The following is a 15,789-nucleotide window of genomic DNA, read 5'->3' as shown; positions in this document are numbered from 1 at the left end:
CATCGCATCATCCATCATGGCAAACGATAGCTTCATGATTTTCACGGGCACCGCCAACACTCGGCTGGCCGTGGACGTAGTCAACCACCTCGATATGTCCCTGGGCAAGATGACCGTCGGTCGCTTCTCGGACGGCGAAGTGATGGTCGAGATCAACGAGAACGTGCGCGGCAAGGACGTCTTCGTCCTGCAGCCCACCTGTGCCCCTACCAATGACAACCTGATGGAAATCATGGTGATGGTCGATGCCTTGCGCCGCGCTTCCGCTGGCCGCATCACCGCCGCGATTCCCTATTTCGGCTATGCCCGCCAGGACCGCCGCCCGCGCTCGGCGCGCGTGGCCATCTCGGCCAAGGTCGTGGCCAACATGTTGCAAGTGGCTGGCGTCGACCGCGTCCTGACCATGGATCTGCACGCCGACCAGATCCAGGGCTTCTTCGATATCCCCGTGGACAACATCTACGCGGGTCCGATCCTGCTGGGCGACATCTGGCGCCGCAATTTCTCGAACCTGGTCGTGGTGTCCCCGGACATCGGCGGCGTGGTGCGGGCCCGCGCACTGGCCAAGCAGCTGGAAGCCGACCTGGCCATCATCGACAAGCGCCGTCCGCGCGCCAACGTGTCGGAAGTGATGAACATCATCGGTGAAGTCGACGGCCGCACCTGCATCATCATGGACGACATGGTCGACACCGCCGGCACGCTGTGCAAGGCGGCCCAGGCCCTGAAGGACCGCGGCGCCGGCGCCGTTTACGCCTATTGCACGCACCCCGTGCTGTCGGGCGGCGCCATCGACCGCATCGAAGCGTCGGAACTGGACGAGCTGGTCGTCACCGACACCATTCCGCTCTCCGAGCAAGGCCAGGCCAGCGGCAAGATCCGCCAGCTGTCGTGCGCCGCGCTGCTGGGCGAGACCATCCTGCGTATCTCGAACGCGGAATCGGTCAGCTCGCTGTTCGTCGATTAAGACGCGGCGTCCCTCGGACGGGTAGTCCGGATACAGAGTTTTGCGCCTTGCTGGTCGCGGCAAGGCGCAACAAACACGGCGCGCATGTCGCGTGCCGTGACCCAATCGGCGAAGTCTCTTCGCCATTTATTGTTTTTGGAGTTTTCCATGAAATTCAATGCCACTGCGCGTAGCGTCCAGGGTTCGAGTGCGAGCCGCCGCCTGCGCCGCGCGGGCCGCGTTCCCGCCATCGTTTATGGCGGTACGGCTGCCCCCCTGAACATCGAACTCGACCACAACGAGATCTACCACGCCCTGCGCAAGGAAGAATTCCACGCGTCGATCCTGCAAATGGCGCTGGAAGGCGCAGCCAAGGAAGAGCAAGTCCTGCTGCGTTCGGTTCAATGGCACGCCTACAAGCCGCAAGTCCTGCACGTGGACTTCCAGCGCGTGGACGCCAACCAGGCTCTGCACACCAAGGTCCCGTTCCACTTCATCAACGCTGAAGTCTCGCCGGCTGTGAAGCTGGGCGGCGCCATCATCAGCCACGTCCTGACCGAACTGGAAGTCACCTGCCTGCCGGCAGCGCTGCCCCAGTTCATCGAAGTGGACCTGAAGGATCTGCTGCCGGGCGCTTCGGTCCACCTGGCCGACATCAAGCTGCCCAAGGGCGTGACCTACGTGCCCCACGGCGGCGATGCCAACCCGCTGCTGGCCGCCACGGCCGTGGTCAAGGGCGGCGCTGCCGCTGACGAAGGCGCTGCCGAAGCTCCGGCCGCCTAAGTCCTGCCGGAAAGCCCCCGGGCTTTCCGCGGCTGGTACCCGAAACCCTGCGTGTGCATTTGCATGCGCAGGGTTTTTTGGTTTAAACACCCCCCATCATGTCTACTCCTATACGCCTCATCGTGGGACTGGGTAATCCCGGCCCTGATTACGAAACCACCCGGCACAACGCCGGCTTCTGGCTGGCCGACCACCTGGCGGACGACTTGCGCGCTTCCTTTGCGCTGGAGAAGTCCTTTTTCGGCATGGTGGCCAAGTCCCGCCTGGGCGCGGACAACGTGCTGCTGTTGAAGCCCAACACCTACATGAACCGTTCCGGCCAGGCGGTCGGCGCGCTGGCCCGCTTCTACAAGCTGACGCCGGAGCAGGTGCTGGTGCTGCACGACGAGCTGGACCTGATGCCCGGCCAGGTGAAACTGAAGCAGGGCGGCGGCCATGCGGGCCACAATGGCCTGAAGGACATCCAGGCGGCGCTGGGCAGCCCCAACTTCTGGCGTTTGCGCATCGGCATCGGCCATCCCCGCACCTTGGGCCTGGCCCAGCAGGTGGCGGACTTCGTCCTGCACCCGCCACGGCGCGAAGAGCAGAAAGAGATCGAAGCGGTCATCGACCGTTGCCGCTCGGTGGTGCCGGCGATGCTGGCCGGAGATTTCCCCTTGGCTACGCGCCAACTGCATAGCGGCAACGAGGCCTGATGGCAGACCAGCGGCAATCGGCATCGGTGTCTGGCGGAAAACTGCGCTTTCGCAGCGAAGTCGCGGATTTCTGGCGTTTCATCCGCCACCCGCGTCCAGCTTCGCGCCTGCCGGGCCGCGCGGCCGCAAGCGGCTTGGTGGCCGACTGGTGGCCTGGCCTGGGGCCGGGCCGCCTGCTGGCCTGGGCCGCGCTGCTGTGGGCCGTGAACCTGTTCGCTCTGGGGCCTGTTGCCGTGGCCGCGGCCGGCCTGGGTGGCGTCACGCATCGGCTTGACCCCACCAACATCCCTTGGCTGACCGCCGTGATCTGGGCGCCGTTGGTCGAAGAAATACTGTTCCGCTATGGCTTGCGCCGCCCCAGGCAGGCGCTGTGGCTGATCCCGGCGATGGTGCCCGTGGTGCTGTGGGGGCCCAAGGTCTGGACCGGCCTCCTGCTGGCCGCATTCGTCATCCTGGCATGCTGGGGCGCACGCCAGCGCGCCGAACCGCTGCAAGGCTGGGATACCACCTGGCGGCGTTATTACCTGCAGCACTTCGGCCTGGTGTTCCACTTGGTCGCGCTGAGCTTCGCCGCGGTGCACCTGACCAACTTCGTCTACAGCAAGACGCCGTACTGGCTGCTGCCGCTGCTGGTGCTGCCGCAATGGCTGACGGGCCTGGTGCTGGGCTGGATGCGCGTGCGGCGCGGAATCGGCGCGGCCATCCTGCTGCACTCCGCTTTCAACGCCGGCCCCATTTTGATGATCTGGATCATCATGCGCTGGGTTCCGGCTGCCGCGACTTAACCGGGGCCGCAACGGCCGCCGGGCCGGCAGGGCTCGAACGCCCAGCCGGGGTAAACTAGAACGTTAACGATCAATACCGTACTTACACAGGATTCCCATGGCTCTGCAATGCGGCATCGTCGGCCTGCCCAACGTAGGCAAATCGACACTTTTCAACGCTCTGACCCGCGCCGGCATCGCCGCCGAGAACTATCCGTTCTGCACCATCGAGCCCAACGTCGGTGTGGTCGAGGTGCCGGATCCGCGCCTGCAGAAGCTGGCTGAAATCGTCAAGCCCGAACGCATCCTGTCCGCCACCGTCGAATTCGTCGACATCGCGGGCCTGGTCGCCGGCGCGAGCAAGGGCGAAGGCCTGGGCAACCAGTTCCTCTCGCACATCCGCGAAACCGACGCCATCGTCAACGTGGTGCGCTGCTTCGAAGATCCCAACGTGATCCACGTGGCCGGCAAGGTCGATCCCATCGCCGACATCGAAGTCATCGAAACCGAACTGGCCCTGGCCGACCTGCAGACCGCCGAAAAGGCCCTGCAGCGCCACCAGAAGACCGCGCGCTCGGGCGACAAGGAAGCGCAGCGTATCGTGGCCGTGCTGGAAAAGTGCATCGCCCAGCTGAATGAAGCCAAGCCGATCCGCGCGCTGGACCTGACGACCGAAGAGAAGGCCGATATCGCCCAGCTCTGCTTCATCACCGCCAAGCGCGCGATGTACGTGGGCAACGTGGCCGACGACGGCTTCACCAACAATCCGCTGCTGGACCGCCTGACCGAATTCGCCGCCGCGCGCAACGCGCCCGTGGTCGCCATCTGCGCCGCCATCGAATCCGAAATCGTCGACCTCGACGATGCCGACCGCCAGGCCTTCCTGTCGGACATGGGCATGGAAGAACCCGGCCTGAACCGCCTGATCCGCGCCGCCTTCAAGCTGCTGGGCCTGCAAACCTACTTCACCGCAGGCGTGAAGGAAGTGCGCGCCTGGACCGTGCCGATCGGCGCCACCGCGCCCCAGGCCGCCGGCGTCATCCACACCGACTTCGAACGCGGCTTCATCCGCGCCCAGACCATCGCCTACGAAGACTTCATCACCTACAAGGGCGAGCAGGGCGCCAAGGAAGCGGGCAAGATGCGCGCGGAAGGCAAGGAATACATCGTGCAAGATGGGGACGTGATGAACTTCTTGTTCAACGTCTGACGATTTTTTCAGAACTCGGGAGCGTTCGGTAGCGCTTAGTGGATTGGGCGGGCCTTTTGAAATCAAGGGCTTGCCAAACAATACGGTCTGCTGAGCGTTCCTATTGTTCATCGAGATCTGAAAAATTCGGGGGTAGCGTTGGGGGGACTCGTGTTCAAACGGGCTGCGTGGTGCCAGCAAACAGCACCGCGCCAATTCTTCCTCCTACTCTTCTAGGGCGCGCGACAAAGGCGGCTGTTCGATGCGCGGCCGCTCGGCAGCGCGGGCAAAGTGCTGTTTTCCGGCCACAGCCAGGGAGCAAAGGAAATGCCTAAATTCCCTTGCGATCAGTCATGCCGTCTTACCCTGCCTAACAGCACGAGTACCAGAATCGCCGTCGCCGCGGCAGCGCCAGCCAGAACAAGAAGCTGGAGCCGGAATGCGCTTTCGTACACCTGCAACAGCAGTGACTGTCCCGCCGTCGGCAAATGCACCAGGGCGTTCTGTAGATCGCTCATGGCCAATCGGTTCGATGCTCCCACCAAGTCTGCATCCGTCACTTGCCCCAATGTGCCATTCGGCGCCAACGCCGCTAGCCCCGAGAGAATGTGGGCAGACAATATGGCCCCCACGGCGGCGATGGCCATCCCGTCGCCGGCCAGGCGTACCGCATTGAAGATTCCCGTCGCCATGCCGGCCCGTTCCCTGGCAACAACGCTCACGGCCAAACCATCCATCAGTCCCCAGGGGAGACCTATTCCGACGCCGATCACCAGCATCGCCAGCAGACGCTCGCTTTGCGCGTCGCCGGACAGCGTCAAACCCAGCCAGGCCAGTCCGGCGGCCGCAATGGCGAGGCCAATGCCAGACAGCACGCCGACGTTGATCCAACGCGTAAGAAGGCCGGCAATGAAGGGCACCACCAGCAGCGGCGCAGACAGCGCAATCATCATCTGCCCGGCTGCCAGTGCGCTGTGTCCTTCCACCCCTATGAATCGGGCTGGAAGCATGACCAGCAGCACGATGTATGCATAGGCCGGCGCAATCGCCAACACCTGCACACCGACGAACCGTGCATTTGCGAACAGGGAAAGGTCGAGCATGGGTTTGGCCTGGCGTCGCTCGATGATGACGAAGGCGGCCAGCAACACGGCTGCGCTTGCCAGGCAAGCGAGCACCGAGGCATGGCTCCAGCCTCGTTCGGGGGCAAGAATGATGCCGTAGGTGAGCACCGCCAGTCCGGCGGTGAAACTGATGGCGCCGGGCCAATCCAGCCCCGTGGCGTCGGGGTCGCGTGTCTCGCGGGCAAGTGGCGCAATGAGTGCGGATGCCAACAAGGCGACCAGCGCTGGTAGATAAAACACCCACTGCCATCCCAGGGTGTCTATCAGCAGTCCGGCCAGGAATGGACCGAATGCCGCTCCGGCGCCGAAAGTCGTGCCGATCAGGCTGAACACGCGGGTGCGGGCATGCCCGTCGAACTCTTGCGTCAGCGCAGCCATCGCGCCCGCAAAGGCTGCTGCGGCGCCCAGGCCCTGAATGAGCCGCAGGATGTCGATCCAGAACACTGACGGCATGAAGGGAATGGCCGCCGTGATCAAGGCAAACAACAGCATGCCCGACAGCCAGATCCGCTTGCGTCCATAGGTGTCGGCCAAGCTACCCGCCGCCAGTGTTGCGCTGCCGTAGGTCAGGATGTAGGCGTTGATGATCCAGGTCAGTTCGACCGCGCTGCCGCCAAGCGCTTGGTTGATAGAGGGCACGACGACGGCGGGACCAGCGATGCTCAACGGAATGACGGCGGCCGTCAGACACCCGGTCACGATCAGAGGGGCTTTAAGAATCGTCGCGTCCGACACGGATGTGGTGGTGGTGCTCATCGGGTATCCCTTAAAAATGGTGAGGCCATGCATGACGCTCTCGAAACTGTGGTTCACGGCAATACCGTGACGGTCCTTTTGAATAATTGATGATAGAAAGGAACCATTTATGGAAAAATAGCCCGCAAATCACGATAGACATGACATTTATGTCATCAATTGGAGCGGCAAATGGATAGCCACAGCGGCATGACGATCTTTGTGCAGGTGGCCGATCTACGCAGCTTCGCGGCAGCGGGGCGTCAGTTGGGCATCTCTGCGTCGGCGATCAGTAAGGGCGTGGCCCGGCTGGAGCAGAAGCTTGGCGTACGCCTATTCCAGCGCAGCACCCGTAGCGTCAGCCTCACCGCAGAAGGCACGCTGTTTCTCGACCGTTGCCGACGCATCCTCTCCGAAATCGCGGCGGCCGAGAATGAGCTGGCCAGCACGACCGCGACGCCGCAAGGTCGACTTCGGGTAAGCCTGCCGCTAGTCAGCGGATTGATGTGGCCGGTGTTGTCGGCCTTTGCCAGCCACTATCCGCAAATTGAACTCGACCTGGATTTCAGCGACCGACTGGTGGACGTCGTGGATGAAGGTTTCGATGCGGTAGTGCGCACCGGAGAGTTGAGCGATTCCCGCTTGATGAGCAAGCGCCTGGGCATCAGCCGCTTCGTCTGTGTGGGCGCGCCACGCTATTTCGAGCAGCACGGCATGCCCGAACGGCCCGAGGACATCGTCCAGCATGCTTGCCTGCTGCATCGCGTCCCAAGCACCGGCCTGCTGGAAAAATGGCGCTTGCGACGCGGCGGCGAGGACACCGATATGCGTCCTGCGGCAAGCATGACGAGCAACCACCTTGAGACCTTGCGGCATATGGCCATCCAGGGCCACGGCATTGCCTACCTGCCTGACTTCGCAGTCAAGCTGGCCCTCGATCGCGGAGAACTTGTGACGGTACTGGACGAATGGACGGGTTCGTCCAGTACCTTCTGGATATTGTGGCCGTCCAATCGGCAACTGTTGCCCCGGGTACGGGCGTTCGTGGATTTCATGGCTGGGCACCTGTTCCCGGCGGGATAGTTCAAGTCATTGAAAGAGCACGCTGCTGGCCGATTTCCCGCGACACGCCACCGCTGCCCACCGTCGCGGCGATCTGCCGCTCCAGCCGTTGCTCGATCACGGGCTTCCACTGCGCCAGACGGGCAGGCCTTTGCCGACCGATCGACGCTTAAACGTGTGATCAACGTCTAAGCGCAGCTGAACATTCCGCGACGCACTCCAAAGATCGGACTTCGGTCCGATCTTTGGAGTGTTTTTCATGGTGAGGCGTCACGAGCGATGCATGCCGCTTTTGTCCCGTAAGGACTTTGCGAGGAAGACGGGTGGGGCAAGAACACAATTGGCTGCGGCGAATGGCTGGTTATTCGCCGCAAATCATGCGGTGAATAGCGAGTAGTCGGTCGCGGCAGAATTGGACTGCATCAGCAGATGGTTTGATCGCACGCACGTAAGTTGTCGAGCGGTACCCAGCCCGCCTCTCCATCCACAAGCCTGGCCGCCCATACCCATCCATTCAATTCGCGTTCACCGCGCAACATGTCGCCTTCCGCGACATCCAATTCCTTGTTGGTGAAATCCTCCAGCAGCGTGGCGCTGCCGTCGGCATGGCGGTCCAGGAATTGCGCCGGCACGAAGCCGGACTCCTGATTCGCGGGCGTGCAGTGATACCAGTCGGGCCAGCCCTCGGGGCCATCGTACCGTTCACCAACTGCCACGCGATCTCCCTTGCGTACGAGCATGGGCTCGGGAAATTCGCTGGCATGGGCCTGGATGACGAGGTAGTGGCGATCGGGATTCATGGGTATGCCTTGTCCGTGCTGTTGCATGCGCGGAACTATGCCACGCGCGCCAGCAGCCGCGGCACTGCCGACGCCAGCAAGGCAACTCCCGATCCCGTCAGCAAGCCCAGCACGATCTGCCGGAAACGCGCTTCGCTGATGCCTATGTAAAGCTTCGCGCCCAGCAGCACAGGCACCAGCATGGCGGCGGCGACGATGGCGAACATGGGCAGCATGGCGCGCGTGACGATGCCGCTTGCCAGATACGTGCCCATGGTCACCAGCAGCATGGACAGGTTGAAGTTCTGGATGATGGCGCGTTGCGCGTCCTTGTCGAAGCCGCGCAGGGTGCACCACAAGGTGGGCAGCGTGCCCGTGAAGCCGCCGATGCCGCCCAGCACGCCGCCGGCCATGCCGACGGCCGCGTCGGCGGCGCGGCCGCCCGCGGAGATCTTCGGCAGGTTCTTGGCGTACAGCATGGCGGGACACCAGATCACCAGCAGCGCGCCGAGTACGGTCTTGAACCAGTCCATGTCCAGGCGCGGCAGCAGCGCCACGCCCAGCGGAATGCCGAACAGGCCGCCGACCACGAAAGGGAGCAATCGCGACAGGTCGAAGCCGCGCCGCACGGTGATGGCGGCGAGGATCTGTCCGACCAGGGCGCCGAAGACCGCGAGCGTCGCGGCCAGGCGCGGGTCCAGCATCCAAGCCCAGAACGACATCGCCACCAGGCCGAACGCAAAGCCCGACAGGCCCTGCACGAAACCCGCGACGACTGCGCCCAGGGTGACCACCAGATACACAGAATCCATTTGCCGCCTCTTTGTTCTTATGTGGGGGAACGGCCTGTATTCTGGATGATCCTGGCCCCTCGCGAATCGCGTTTGGCTATGGGCCGATACCGCTCTTCTTATGGCGGCGCTGCCTGTTCTAGCTTGGCGCCTTGTCCGCCCCAGCCCGCAGGAAATTCGCCTCCAGCACGCTCAGCACGCGATTCAAGGTATCGATATCGGCGGCCGACAAGCCCTTGAGTGATTCTTCGAAGAAGGCGGCCCGCTTGGGCAGGGCGTCGTCCACCACGGCCTGGCCGGCGGGCGTGAGGTTGGCGTTGGTCAGGCGGTTGTCTTGCGGGTCCACTGCGCGCGCGATCCAGCCCAGCTTTTCCATGGCCTGCAGCTGGCGCGTGAGTGATGCGGGGTCGAGCCGGCAACGTTCTGCCAGATGCTTCTGCGAACACTGGCCGCATTCATGCAGCGCCAGCAGGATGCGCCAGCGGGGCAGGGCGTGGCCGACCGAGCTGCTGAACGCGTTCTGCATGCCGCGGTAGGCCTGTCCCATGTGCTGGATGACCTGCAAGCCTTGTTGTTGTTTGGGCAAAAGCTATTCTCCGACGCCGGCCGGCTCTGGTTTGGAGGGGCGGATCAACTGGATCGGGGGCACCCGCCGCACGCACCACAGCGCGAACACGGCGACCGCCAGGGCGATCAACTGCCCTTCGTGGATGGCGCCCACGAGCGCGACGCGCGCGATCTCGATCAGCGAGGTTCCGTCCTGGCCTTGATGCGCCAATTGTGCCAGGAACTGCGTCTGGGCCTGGGGATTGACCAGCATCTGCGGGTCGTTCAGTTCGGGCAGCCAGCGGGCGGAGGCGCCGCGCAGCGTGGATTCGACGCCGCTGAAATAGCTGTGGCTCACCATGGTGCCGACGATCGCCGTGCCCAGCATGCCGCCTATCATGCGCAGCGATTGCAGTAGCGCGGTGGCGATGCCCAGGTGGCTGCGGCCGGCGGTCTGCTGTGCGAAGACCGTCAGGTTGGGCATGATGAAGCCCATGCCCAGGCCGGCCATCAGCATGTATGCGGCGATGAGCGCATGTGACGTATAGCTATGGGTGGTAACAATGCCCGTGCATGAAAGCGCCATCAGGATGAAGCCCGCGTACAGCATGCGGTTGGGATTGCGGATGCGGGTGATGATGCGGCCGTTGATGATGCTGCCCACGGTGATGAAGACAACCATGGGCGTGATGAGCAGGCCCGCGTCCTGGGGCGACAGCCCGAAGCCGCCCTGCAGCAGCAGCGGCGCGTAGAACAGCAGCGAGTACATGGTCACGCCCACCAGCAGGGCCAGCGTGAACAGCATGGCCAGGCCGCGGTTGCGGAACATGTCCAGCGGCAGCAGCGGATGCGGGCAGCGCCGTTCCCACCAGAGCAGCACGGCGAAGGCGACCGCGCTGCCCGCGCCCAGCAGCATGATGGACCCGCTCAGCCCTTCCTTGGGCAGCAATTCGACCAGCAGTTGCAGGCTGCCCAGCGCCAGGGCGATGAGCAGCGCGCCCTGCCAGTCCAGCCGCACCCGGCCGGAGGTGTGGCTGCGCAGGTGCGGCAGATAGCGGGTGACGAACCACAGGCCGAGTATGCCGATGGGCAGGTTGACGTAGAACACCGAGCGCCAGCCGTAGTGCTCAGTCAGCGCGCCGCCCAGGGTCGGCCCCACGGCGTTGGCGATGCCAAAGGCGGAGCTCAACATGACCTGCCAGCGCAGCCGCACGTGGGGATCGGGAAACAGGTCGGGAATGGACGCGAATGCGGTACCCACCAGCATGCCGCCGCCTATGCCTTGCAGGGCGCGGGCCAGGACCAGCGTGAACATGCTGTCGGCCGCGCCGCACAGCACCGAGGCGAGGGTGAACAGCACGATGGCCGCCACCACGAACGGCTTGCGCCCGTAGTAGTCGCCCAAGCGGCCGAAGATGGGCACGGTTATGACGGAAGTCAGCAGGTAAGAGGTCGCTACCCATGCATACAGTTCGAAGCCCTTGAGTTCGGCCACAATGGTCGGAAGCGCGGTGCCGACCACGGTCTGGTCGATGGCGACCATCATCATGACGAAGCACATGCCGAGCATGGCGAGCAGGGTCTGGCGGAAAGGGAGCACCTGGCCGGGCGAGTGCGGGGTGCTGGGAGCGGGGGCGGACATTGTTGGATCTATCAATGATTGATGTATCAAGCATTCTAGTCCTACAATCCGTCAGACAGAAAGTTGTCAGGTCCGGGTCGGATTTCGAGGCGCGGAGCCGATGGCGATAGTGCTGATTTTGCGCAGCCTGGTCCGGCGGCCCGCGCGAAGCCAGCCTGATTTGTTACGATAGCGCTATCTGTACGCCGGTCTGGCTGGCGTCTTCATCAGGCTTTCCCTGGCAGATCCCATTCTTGGCGCCGCAGCCCCTGGCTCGGCTAGAGCGCGGGCATGCCCTGAAAGGCCATGGCTATATGGTCCGGGCGGTTTTCCGCCGACAAAGCACCTTCCGCGCGCTTGGCGCCGCGGACGGCATTCAAGGATTTCCAGTCGAGGTACCGACGGGGCAGCAATGAAAACGTGGTTCAAGCGCATTTTGATAGGCCTGGTAGTGTTGGTTGTCGTGGCCGTCGTTGGCCTGGCCATCTTCTTGCTGACATTCGACCCCAACGCGTACAAGTACAAGCTGGAAGAGCTTGTCCAGCAACGCTATCAACGCACGTTGACGATCGACGGCGAGATCGAGCTGTCGCTCTTCCCGCGCATCGGCCTGTCGGTGCAGGGCGTGTCGCTGTCCGAGCCCAATAGCCCGGAAACCTTCGCTTCCATCGACAGCACCCGCCTGGCGGTTGCGGTGTGGCCGCTGCTGTCCAACAGCTTTGTGGTGGACCACGTGGCCATCACCGGCTTCAAGGCCCGTGTGATGCGGGACAAGCAGGGCCAGTTCAATTTCAGCAATCTCGTGGGCGGCACCGCGCCGATCACGGCGGCGCCGGCCAATCCCGCCGAAGCCTTGGCGGGCGCGGCGCAGAGCGCGGTGCAGGCCCTGGCCAACGGCAACCTGCCGCAGCCGCGCAACAACATGCAGATCGATATCGCCGGGCTCGACCTGAAGGACGGCCAGGTGCAGCTGCAGGACGCGATCACGGGCATGGCGGTGGCGGTCACCAAGATCAACGCCAACACCGGCCGCGTCACCTTCAATCAGCCGTTTGACGTGCGCATGACCGCGCGCGTCGAGGGCGGCAATCCACGCGTGGACGCCAATCTGACTGGTCAGGCCCTGTTGACGCTGGATCCTTCCGCCAAGCGCTACGCAGCGCAGAAACTGGACCTGCGCATGGACGGCAAGCTGCCGGGCGCCGAGGCCAAGAGCCTGGCGGTGCGCGGCAATCTGGCCTTCAACGGGCAGAAATCGGCGCTCGATATCGCCGGCCTGGAGGTCGTGTTCCAGGGCGACGTCACCGATCCCGCCGCCCGGGCCACCAATGTGGACGCAAGCGTCGCCATTCCCAAACTGGCGATCGACCCCCACAAGAGCCAGTTGCAGATCGAAAAGCTGGCCATTCGCGCCAAGGGCGGCGTGGCTGACGGTCCCTTCGAATTCGCCGTGGACGCGCCCGCGCTCAACATCTCGCCGGCCTCGGCCACGGGGGAAGCGCTCACGGGCCGCGTGCGCATCAGCGGCCTGGACGCGAGCTTCGGCTTGAACGGCATCAGCGGCAACGCTGGCGAGCTGGATATCAAGGAAGCCAAGCTGGACAGCACGTCCAAGAACGGCGAACGGATCGTCAAGCTGAACTTCGCCTCGCCGCTGTCCCTGAACCTGCTGCAGCGCAGCGGCGGCCTGTCCGGCCTGCGTGGCGACGTCAACATTACCGATCCCGGCTTGCCCAAGGGCAGCCTGCAGATCCCGGTGATCGGCAGCGTGACGGCGGACCTGTTGAAGGATCAGGCCACCAGCAAGATCAACGCGGTGCTGGAAGGCGGCAAGTTCGACCTGAGCGCGGACATCACCAAGTTGAGCGATGCGCCGAAGGTGAATTTCGCGCTGGTGGTGGACACGCTGGACCTGGACAAGCTGGTGCCGCCCGCGGCCGCAACGCCTGCGCAGCCGGCGGCCAAGCCGCCCGCCGAAGCCAAGAAGGAAGAAGGCAAGCCGGCGCAACCGGCCGCTGCTCCGGCTCCCGCTCCTGCCAAGCCCGCTGACGACACCATCGACCTGTCGGCGCTGATCGGCCCCAGCGTCAATGGCACGATCAAGGTCGGCAAGCTGGTCGTACGCGGCTTGAAGGCCGACGACGTCGGTGCAGCAATCAAGCTGGACAAGGGCAAACTGGACATCTCCAGCCTGACGGCCGGCCTTTACGGCGGCAAGCTGGCGGGCAATCTGTCGGTGGACGCCGCGCAGGGCAACCAGCTGGCCACCAAGATGTCGCTGGCCGGCATTGCCATCGAACCGTTCCTGATGGACTTGGCGCACCAGAACGTGCTGAGCGGCACGGGCAGCCTCGCGCTGGACCTGAAGACGGCCGGTGCCAACGCCTATGCCATGAAGAGCGGCCTGGGCGGCACCATGCAATTGCGCCTGCGCGATGGCGCGGTCAAGGGCATCAACCTGACGCAGACGCTGCGCGAGCTGAAGGCCGCCTTCAAACCCGAATCGCAGAACGAAACCGTCGCCTCCGACACCAGCAAGCAGACGGAATTCTCCGAGATGGACGCGGACCTGGCATTCACCAAGGGCGTGGCTGCCGTCAAGCGCCTGAACGTGGTGTCGCCCCTGCTGCGCGTGACGCAAGGCGAACCGGCCACCATAGACTTCGTCAAGAGCGAGCTGGACCTGGTGGCGCGTGCGCGCGTCGTCAATCCGGCGGCCAACCCGGAAGGCAAGGAACTGATAGACCTGAAGGACGTGACCATTCCCGTGCACGTCAAGGGGTCGTTCGACAAGCCGACCTATACCGTGCTGTGGAAGGACGCCATAGGCGGCATTCTCCAGCGCAGCCTGGAAAACAAGCTGCGCGAAGCGGTGACGGGCAAGGGCAAGGGCGGCGCGGCCGTCGACAAAGCTTTGAAGGGATTGCTGGGCAAATGAACGCCGGACACTTCCAACCCGTGGCCGAGTGCGGCGTCACTGCGCAGGCCGAGGCCGCGGGCTACCACCGGCAATGGCTGATCGCCAATGATTCAGGGCAGTGGCTGAACCGCGCCCTGTGTCCGCGGCTGGCCGAGGTCTCGGTCGAACTGCGGCTGGGCTACCTGGTGCTCAAGGCGCCGGGCATGTTGCGCATGGATATTCCGCTGGACGTCATCGAAGACGACGACAGCGTGCGCTACAGCATGAAGGTCGGCGAGCAGGTGGTCGACGTGATCGACGAAGGGGAACTGGCCGCGGCCTGGATCTCCAACTTCGTGCAAGTGCCTTGCCGCATCATGAAGGTGCATCCCGACACGCCCGTGGCCGCCTGGCCAGCCTGAATAGCCTCAGGCGCGCTTAGGCCGCGTCAGGCCTGGGCGCCCGACCGCTTGAACTCGAACGCCACGTGGGCCAGCAGGCCCGCCGCCAGGCCCCAGAAGGCCGATCCGATACCCCAGAAACTGAAACCCGATGCCGTGGCCAGCAGCGTGATGAGCGCGGCTTCGCGGCGTTGCGGGTTGGCCATGGCCGCGGCCATACCGCCCATGATGGTGCCCAACAGCGCCAGCCCGGCCAACGCGGCCAGCAGGGCGGCGGGCAAGGCCTGGAAGAAGACGGCCACGGCGCCGGCAACGACGCTCAGCACGACATAGCCCAAGCCGTAGGTGGCGGCGGCGATGTAGCGCTTGGACGGGTCCGCATGCGCTTCGGGACCGGTGCAGATGGCGGCGCTGATGGCGCCCATCGTGACGCTGTGCGCGCCGAAGGGCGCGGCCAGCAGGCCCAGCAGGCCGGTGGCCGCCACCAGGCGCGAGGCGGGCGGCTGGTAGCCGGCCGCTTGCAGGATGGCCAGGCCAGGCAGGTTCTGCGATGCCATCGCGACGATGAACAGCGGAATACCCAGGCTGACCGCGGCCTGCGCGCTGAAGGCTGGCGTGGTCCAGACGAATTCAGTGAGGCGCCAGTCCAGCAGGTCCAGCTGGATCAGGTTCAGCCCGAAGGCGATGGCGATGGCCACCAGCATGACGACCAGCACCGCGTAGCGCGGCGCCCAGCGCCGGCACAGCAGATAGGCGGCGCACATCGCCAGCACCAGCGCGGGCTGCTGCTTGATGTTGCTGAAGACGCCCATGCCGAAATTGAGCAGCACTCCCGCCAGCATGGCGGCGGCGATTTCGCCGGGGATGCGGCGCAGGATGGGATCGATCCAGCCGAACACGCCGCAGGCCAGCGTCAGCGCGGCCGCCAGGATGAAGGCGCCGATGGCTTCGTTGAACGGAACGCCTGCCAGCGCGGTGACCAGCAAGGCCGCGCCGGGCGTGGACCAGGCCATGACGATGGGCAGGCCCGTGCGCAGGCTGTACACGGCGCCGCCCAGCCCGAACGCCAGGCTGAGCGAGCCGATCCAGGAGCCGATGTGGGCCGAATCCAGGCCCGCGGTATGGCCAGCCTGCACCATCAGCACGGCGGTGCCGCCGAAGCTGACCAGGACGGCGACCAGGCCGGCGGCGATGGCCGATGCGGACAGGTCGCGGCGGGCGTGGTGGCGGGAAGGAGGAAGGTCGATACTGGACTGCGCGGCGTCGCTCATGCGGCACCGGTCAGGCGGCGGTACTTGGCCATGAGCTGTTCCTGGCCTTCTTTCCATTGCGGGTGGAGCTCGATGCACTCTACCGGGCAGACCACCTTGCATTGCGGCTCGTCGTGATGGCCCACGCATTCGGTGCACCGGTCAGGATCGATGACGTAATAGTCTTCGCCCATGGAGATTGCG

At 64.5% G+C, this 15,789-nt stretch carries 15 protein-coding genes; 8 read left to right on the top strand and 7 right to left on the bottom strand.

What is annotated here, in order from left to right:
- The first annotated feature begins 16 nt into the window (after positions 1 to 16).
- The 5 genes from IPU70_RS32160 to ychF all read left to right on the top strand — a co-directional run bounded on the left by IPU70_RS32160 (position 17) and on the right by ychF (position 4,398).
- On the top strand, positions 17 to 967 hold the full coding sequence (locus tag IPU70_RS32160; RefSeq protein WP_006227587.1) for a ribose-phosphate pyrophosphokinase: 951 nt from the start codon (positions 17 to 19) through the stop codon (positions 965 to 967).
- Positions 968 to 1,114: 147 nt separating this feature from the next.
- Positions 1,115 to 1,729, top strand: a complete 615-nt coding sequence (locus tag IPU70_RS32155; protein WP_013396186.1) for a 50S ribosomal protein L25/general stress protein Ctc — start codon at positions 1,115 to 1,117, stop codon at positions 1,727 to 1,729.
- A 98-nt stretch (positions 1,730 to 1,827) separates the two neighbouring features.
- Positions 1,828 to 2,424 carry an aminoacyl-tRNA hydrolase gene (gene pth / locus IPU70_RS32150; RefSeq protein ID WP_207473843.1) on the top strand — a complete coding sequence of 199 codons (597 nt, stop codon included), beginning with the start codon at positions 1,828 to 1,830 and terminating at the stop codon, positions 2,422 to 2,424.
- Complete coding sequence (locus IPU70_RS32145) at positions 2,424 to 3,209, top strand: type II CAAX prenyl endopeptidase Rce1 family protein (RefSeq protein WP_207473842.1); 786 nt, start codon at positions 2,424 to 2,426, stop codon at positions 3,207 to 3,209. Before pth ends, IPU70_RS32145 begins: the two co-directional genes overlap by 1 nt.
- 97 nt (positions 3,210 to 3,306) lie before the next feature.
- Positions 3,307 to 4,398, top strand: a complete 1,092-nt coding sequence (gene ychF, locus IPU70_RS32140) for a redox-regulated ATPase YchF (protein ID WP_207473840.1) — start codon at positions 3,307 to 3,309, stop codon at positions 4,396 to 4,398.
- A gap of 326 nt (positions 4,399 to 4,724) precedes the next feature.
- Here the strand turns inward: ychF and IPU70_RS32135 are convergent, their stop codons facing one another.
- Positions 4,725 to 6,257 (bottom strand): MFS transporter, encoded by a 1,533-nt coding sequence (locus IPU70_RS32135; protein WP_242702798.1) that lies wholly within the window; start codon positions 6,255 to 6,257, stop codon positions 4,725 to 4,727.
- A gap of 171 nt (positions 6,258 to 6,428) precedes the next feature.
- Here IPU70_RS32135 and IPU70_RS32130 point away from each other — a divergent pair, with 171 nt between their 5' ends.
- Positions 6,429 to 7,319, top strand: coding sequence for a LysR family transcriptional regulator (locus IPU70_RS32130; RefSeq protein WP_207473837.1), 891 nt, complete (start codon positions 6,429 to 6,431; stop codon positions 7,317 to 7,319).
- A gap of 401 nt (positions 7,320 to 7,720) precedes the next feature.
- Here IPU70_RS32130 and IPU70_RS32125 read toward each other — a convergent pair whose 3' ends face one another.
- The 4 genes from IPU70_RS32125 to IPU70_RS32110 all read right to left on the bottom strand — a co-directional run bounded on the left by IPU70_RS32125 (position 7,721) and on the right by IPU70_RS32110 (position 11,056).
- A complete protein-coding gene (locus tag IPU70_RS32125; protein WP_207473835.1) occupies positions 7,721 to 8,098 on the bottom strand; it encodes a ligand-binding protein SH3 in 378 nt (125 codons plus the stop codon).
- Between the two features lie 35 nt (positions 8,099 to 8,133).
- Positions 8,134 to 8,889, bottom strand: coding sequence for a sulfite exporter TauE/SafE family protein (locus IPU70_RS32120; protein ID WP_207473833.1), 756 nt, complete (start codon positions 8,887 to 8,889; stop codon positions 8,134 to 8,136).
- A gap of 118 nt (positions 8,890 to 9,007) precedes the next feature.
- Positions 9,008 to 9,454, bottom strand: a complete 447-nt coding sequence (locus IPU70_RS32115; RefSeq protein WP_207473831.1) for a MarR family winged helix-turn-helix transcriptional regulator — start codon at positions 9,452 to 9,454, stop codon at positions 9,008 to 9,010.
- 3 nt (positions 9,455 to 9,457) lie between these two features.
- Positions 9,458 to 11,056 (bottom strand): MDR family MFS transporter, encoded by a 1,599-nt coding sequence (locus tag IPU70_RS32110; RefSeq protein ID WP_207473829.1) that lies wholly within the window; start codon positions 11,054 to 11,056, stop codon positions 9,458 to 9,460.
- Between the two features lie 391 nt (positions 11,057 to 11,447).
- Here IPU70_RS32110 and IPU70_RS32105 point away from each other — a divergent pair, with 391 nt between their 5' ends.
- Complete coding sequence (locus IPU70_RS32105) at positions 11,448 to 13,973, top strand: AsmA family protein (protein WP_207473827.1); 2,526 nt, start codon at positions 11,448 to 11,450, stop codon at positions 13,971 to 13,973.
- Positions 13,970 to 14,356 carry an MOSC N-terminal beta barrel domain-containing protein gene (locus IPU70_RS32100; protein ID WP_207473825.1) on the top strand — a complete coding sequence of 129 codons (387 nt, stop codon included), beginning with the start codon at positions 13,970 to 13,972 and terminating at the stop codon, positions 14,354 to 14,356. The genes IPU70_RS32105 and IPU70_RS32100 overlap by 4 nt, the downstream gene beginning before the upstream one ends.
- Positions 14,357 to 14,382: 26 nt before the next feature.
- On the opposite strand, the gene IPU70_RS32095 is transcribed toward IPU70_RS32100, so the two are convergent.
- On the bottom strand, positions 14,383 to 15,606 hold the full coding sequence (locus IPU70_RS32095) for a benzoate/H(+) symporter BenE family transporter (RefSeq protein ID WP_207473824.1): 1,224 nt from the start codon (positions 15,604 to 15,606) through the stop codon (positions 14,383 to 14,385).
- The coding region (locus IPU70_RS32090) for a YfhL family 4Fe-4S dicluster ferredoxin (protein WP_242702797.1) at positions 15,603 to 15,789 on the bottom strand (187 nt) is incomplete at its 5' end. The genes IPU70_RS32095 and IPU70_RS32090, both read right to left, overlap by 4 nt.

It is taken from the genome of Achromobacter sp. SD115 (assembly GCF_017355315.1).
Lineage (GTDB): Bacteria > Pseudomonadota > Gammaproteobacteria > Burkholderiales > Burkholderiaceae_B > Achromobacter > Achromobacter xylosoxidans_B.
The sequence above is the reverse complement of the archived record's forward strand: the minus strand, read 5'-3'. Positions and strand labels throughout refer to the sequence as shown.

Excerpts from the sequence above, each read along its gene's own strand:
- IPU70_RS32105 (WP_207473827.1), top strand. The coding sequence starts at position 11,448 with ATGAAAACGTGGTTCAAGCGCATTTTGATAGGCCTGGTAGTGTTGGTT.
- IPU70_RS32100 (WP_207473825.1), top strand. The coding sequence starts at position 13,970 with ATGAACGCCGGACACTTCCAACCCGTGGCCGAGTGCGGCGTCACTGCG.
- IPU70_RS32160 (WP_006227587.1), top strand. The coding sequence starts at position 17 with ATGGCAAACGATAGCTTCATGATTTTCACGGGCACCGCCAACACTCGG.
- IPU70_RS32110 (WP_207473829.1), bottom strand. The coding sequence starts at position 11,056 with ATGTCCGCCCCCGCTCCCAGCACCCCGCACTCGCCCGGCCAGGTGCTC.
- IPU70_RS32095 (WP_207473824.1), bottom strand. The coding sequence starts at position 15,606 with ATGAGCGACGCCGCGCAGTCCAGTATCGACCTTCCTCCTTCCCGCCAC.
- pth (WP_207473843.1), top strand. The coding sequence starts at position 1,828 with ATGTCTACTCCTATACGCCTCATCGTGGGACTGGGTAATCCCGGCCCT.
- IPU70_RS32155 (WP_013396186.1), top strand. The coding sequence starts at position 1,115 with ATGAAATTCAATGCCACTGCGCGTAGCGTCCAGGGTTCGAGTGCGAGC.
- IPU70_RS32145 (WP_207473842.1), top strand. The coding sequence starts at position 2,424 with ATGGCAGACCAGCGGCAATCGGCATCGGTGTCTGGCGGAAAACTGCGC.
- IPU70_RS32125 (WP_207473835.1), bottom strand. The coding sequence starts at position 8,098 with ATGAATCCCGATCGCCACTACCTCGTCATCCAGGCCCATGCCAGCGAA.
- IPU70_RS32120 (WP_207473833.1), bottom strand. The coding sequence starts at position 8,889 with ATGGATTCTGTGTATCTGGTGGTCACCCTGGGCGCAGTCGTCGCGGGT.
- ychF (WP_207473840.1), top strand. The coding sequence starts at position 3,307 with ATGGCTCTGCAATGCGGCATCGTCGGCCTGCCCAACGTAGGCAAATCG.
- IPU70_RS32130 (WP_207473837.1), top strand. The coding sequence starts at position 6,429 with ATGGATAGCCACAGCGGCATGACGATCTTTGTGCAGGTGGCCGATCTA.
- IPU70_RS32135 (WP_242702798.1), bottom strand. The coding sequence starts at position 6,257 with ATGAGCACCACCACCACATCCGTGTCGGACGCGACGATTCTTAAAGCC.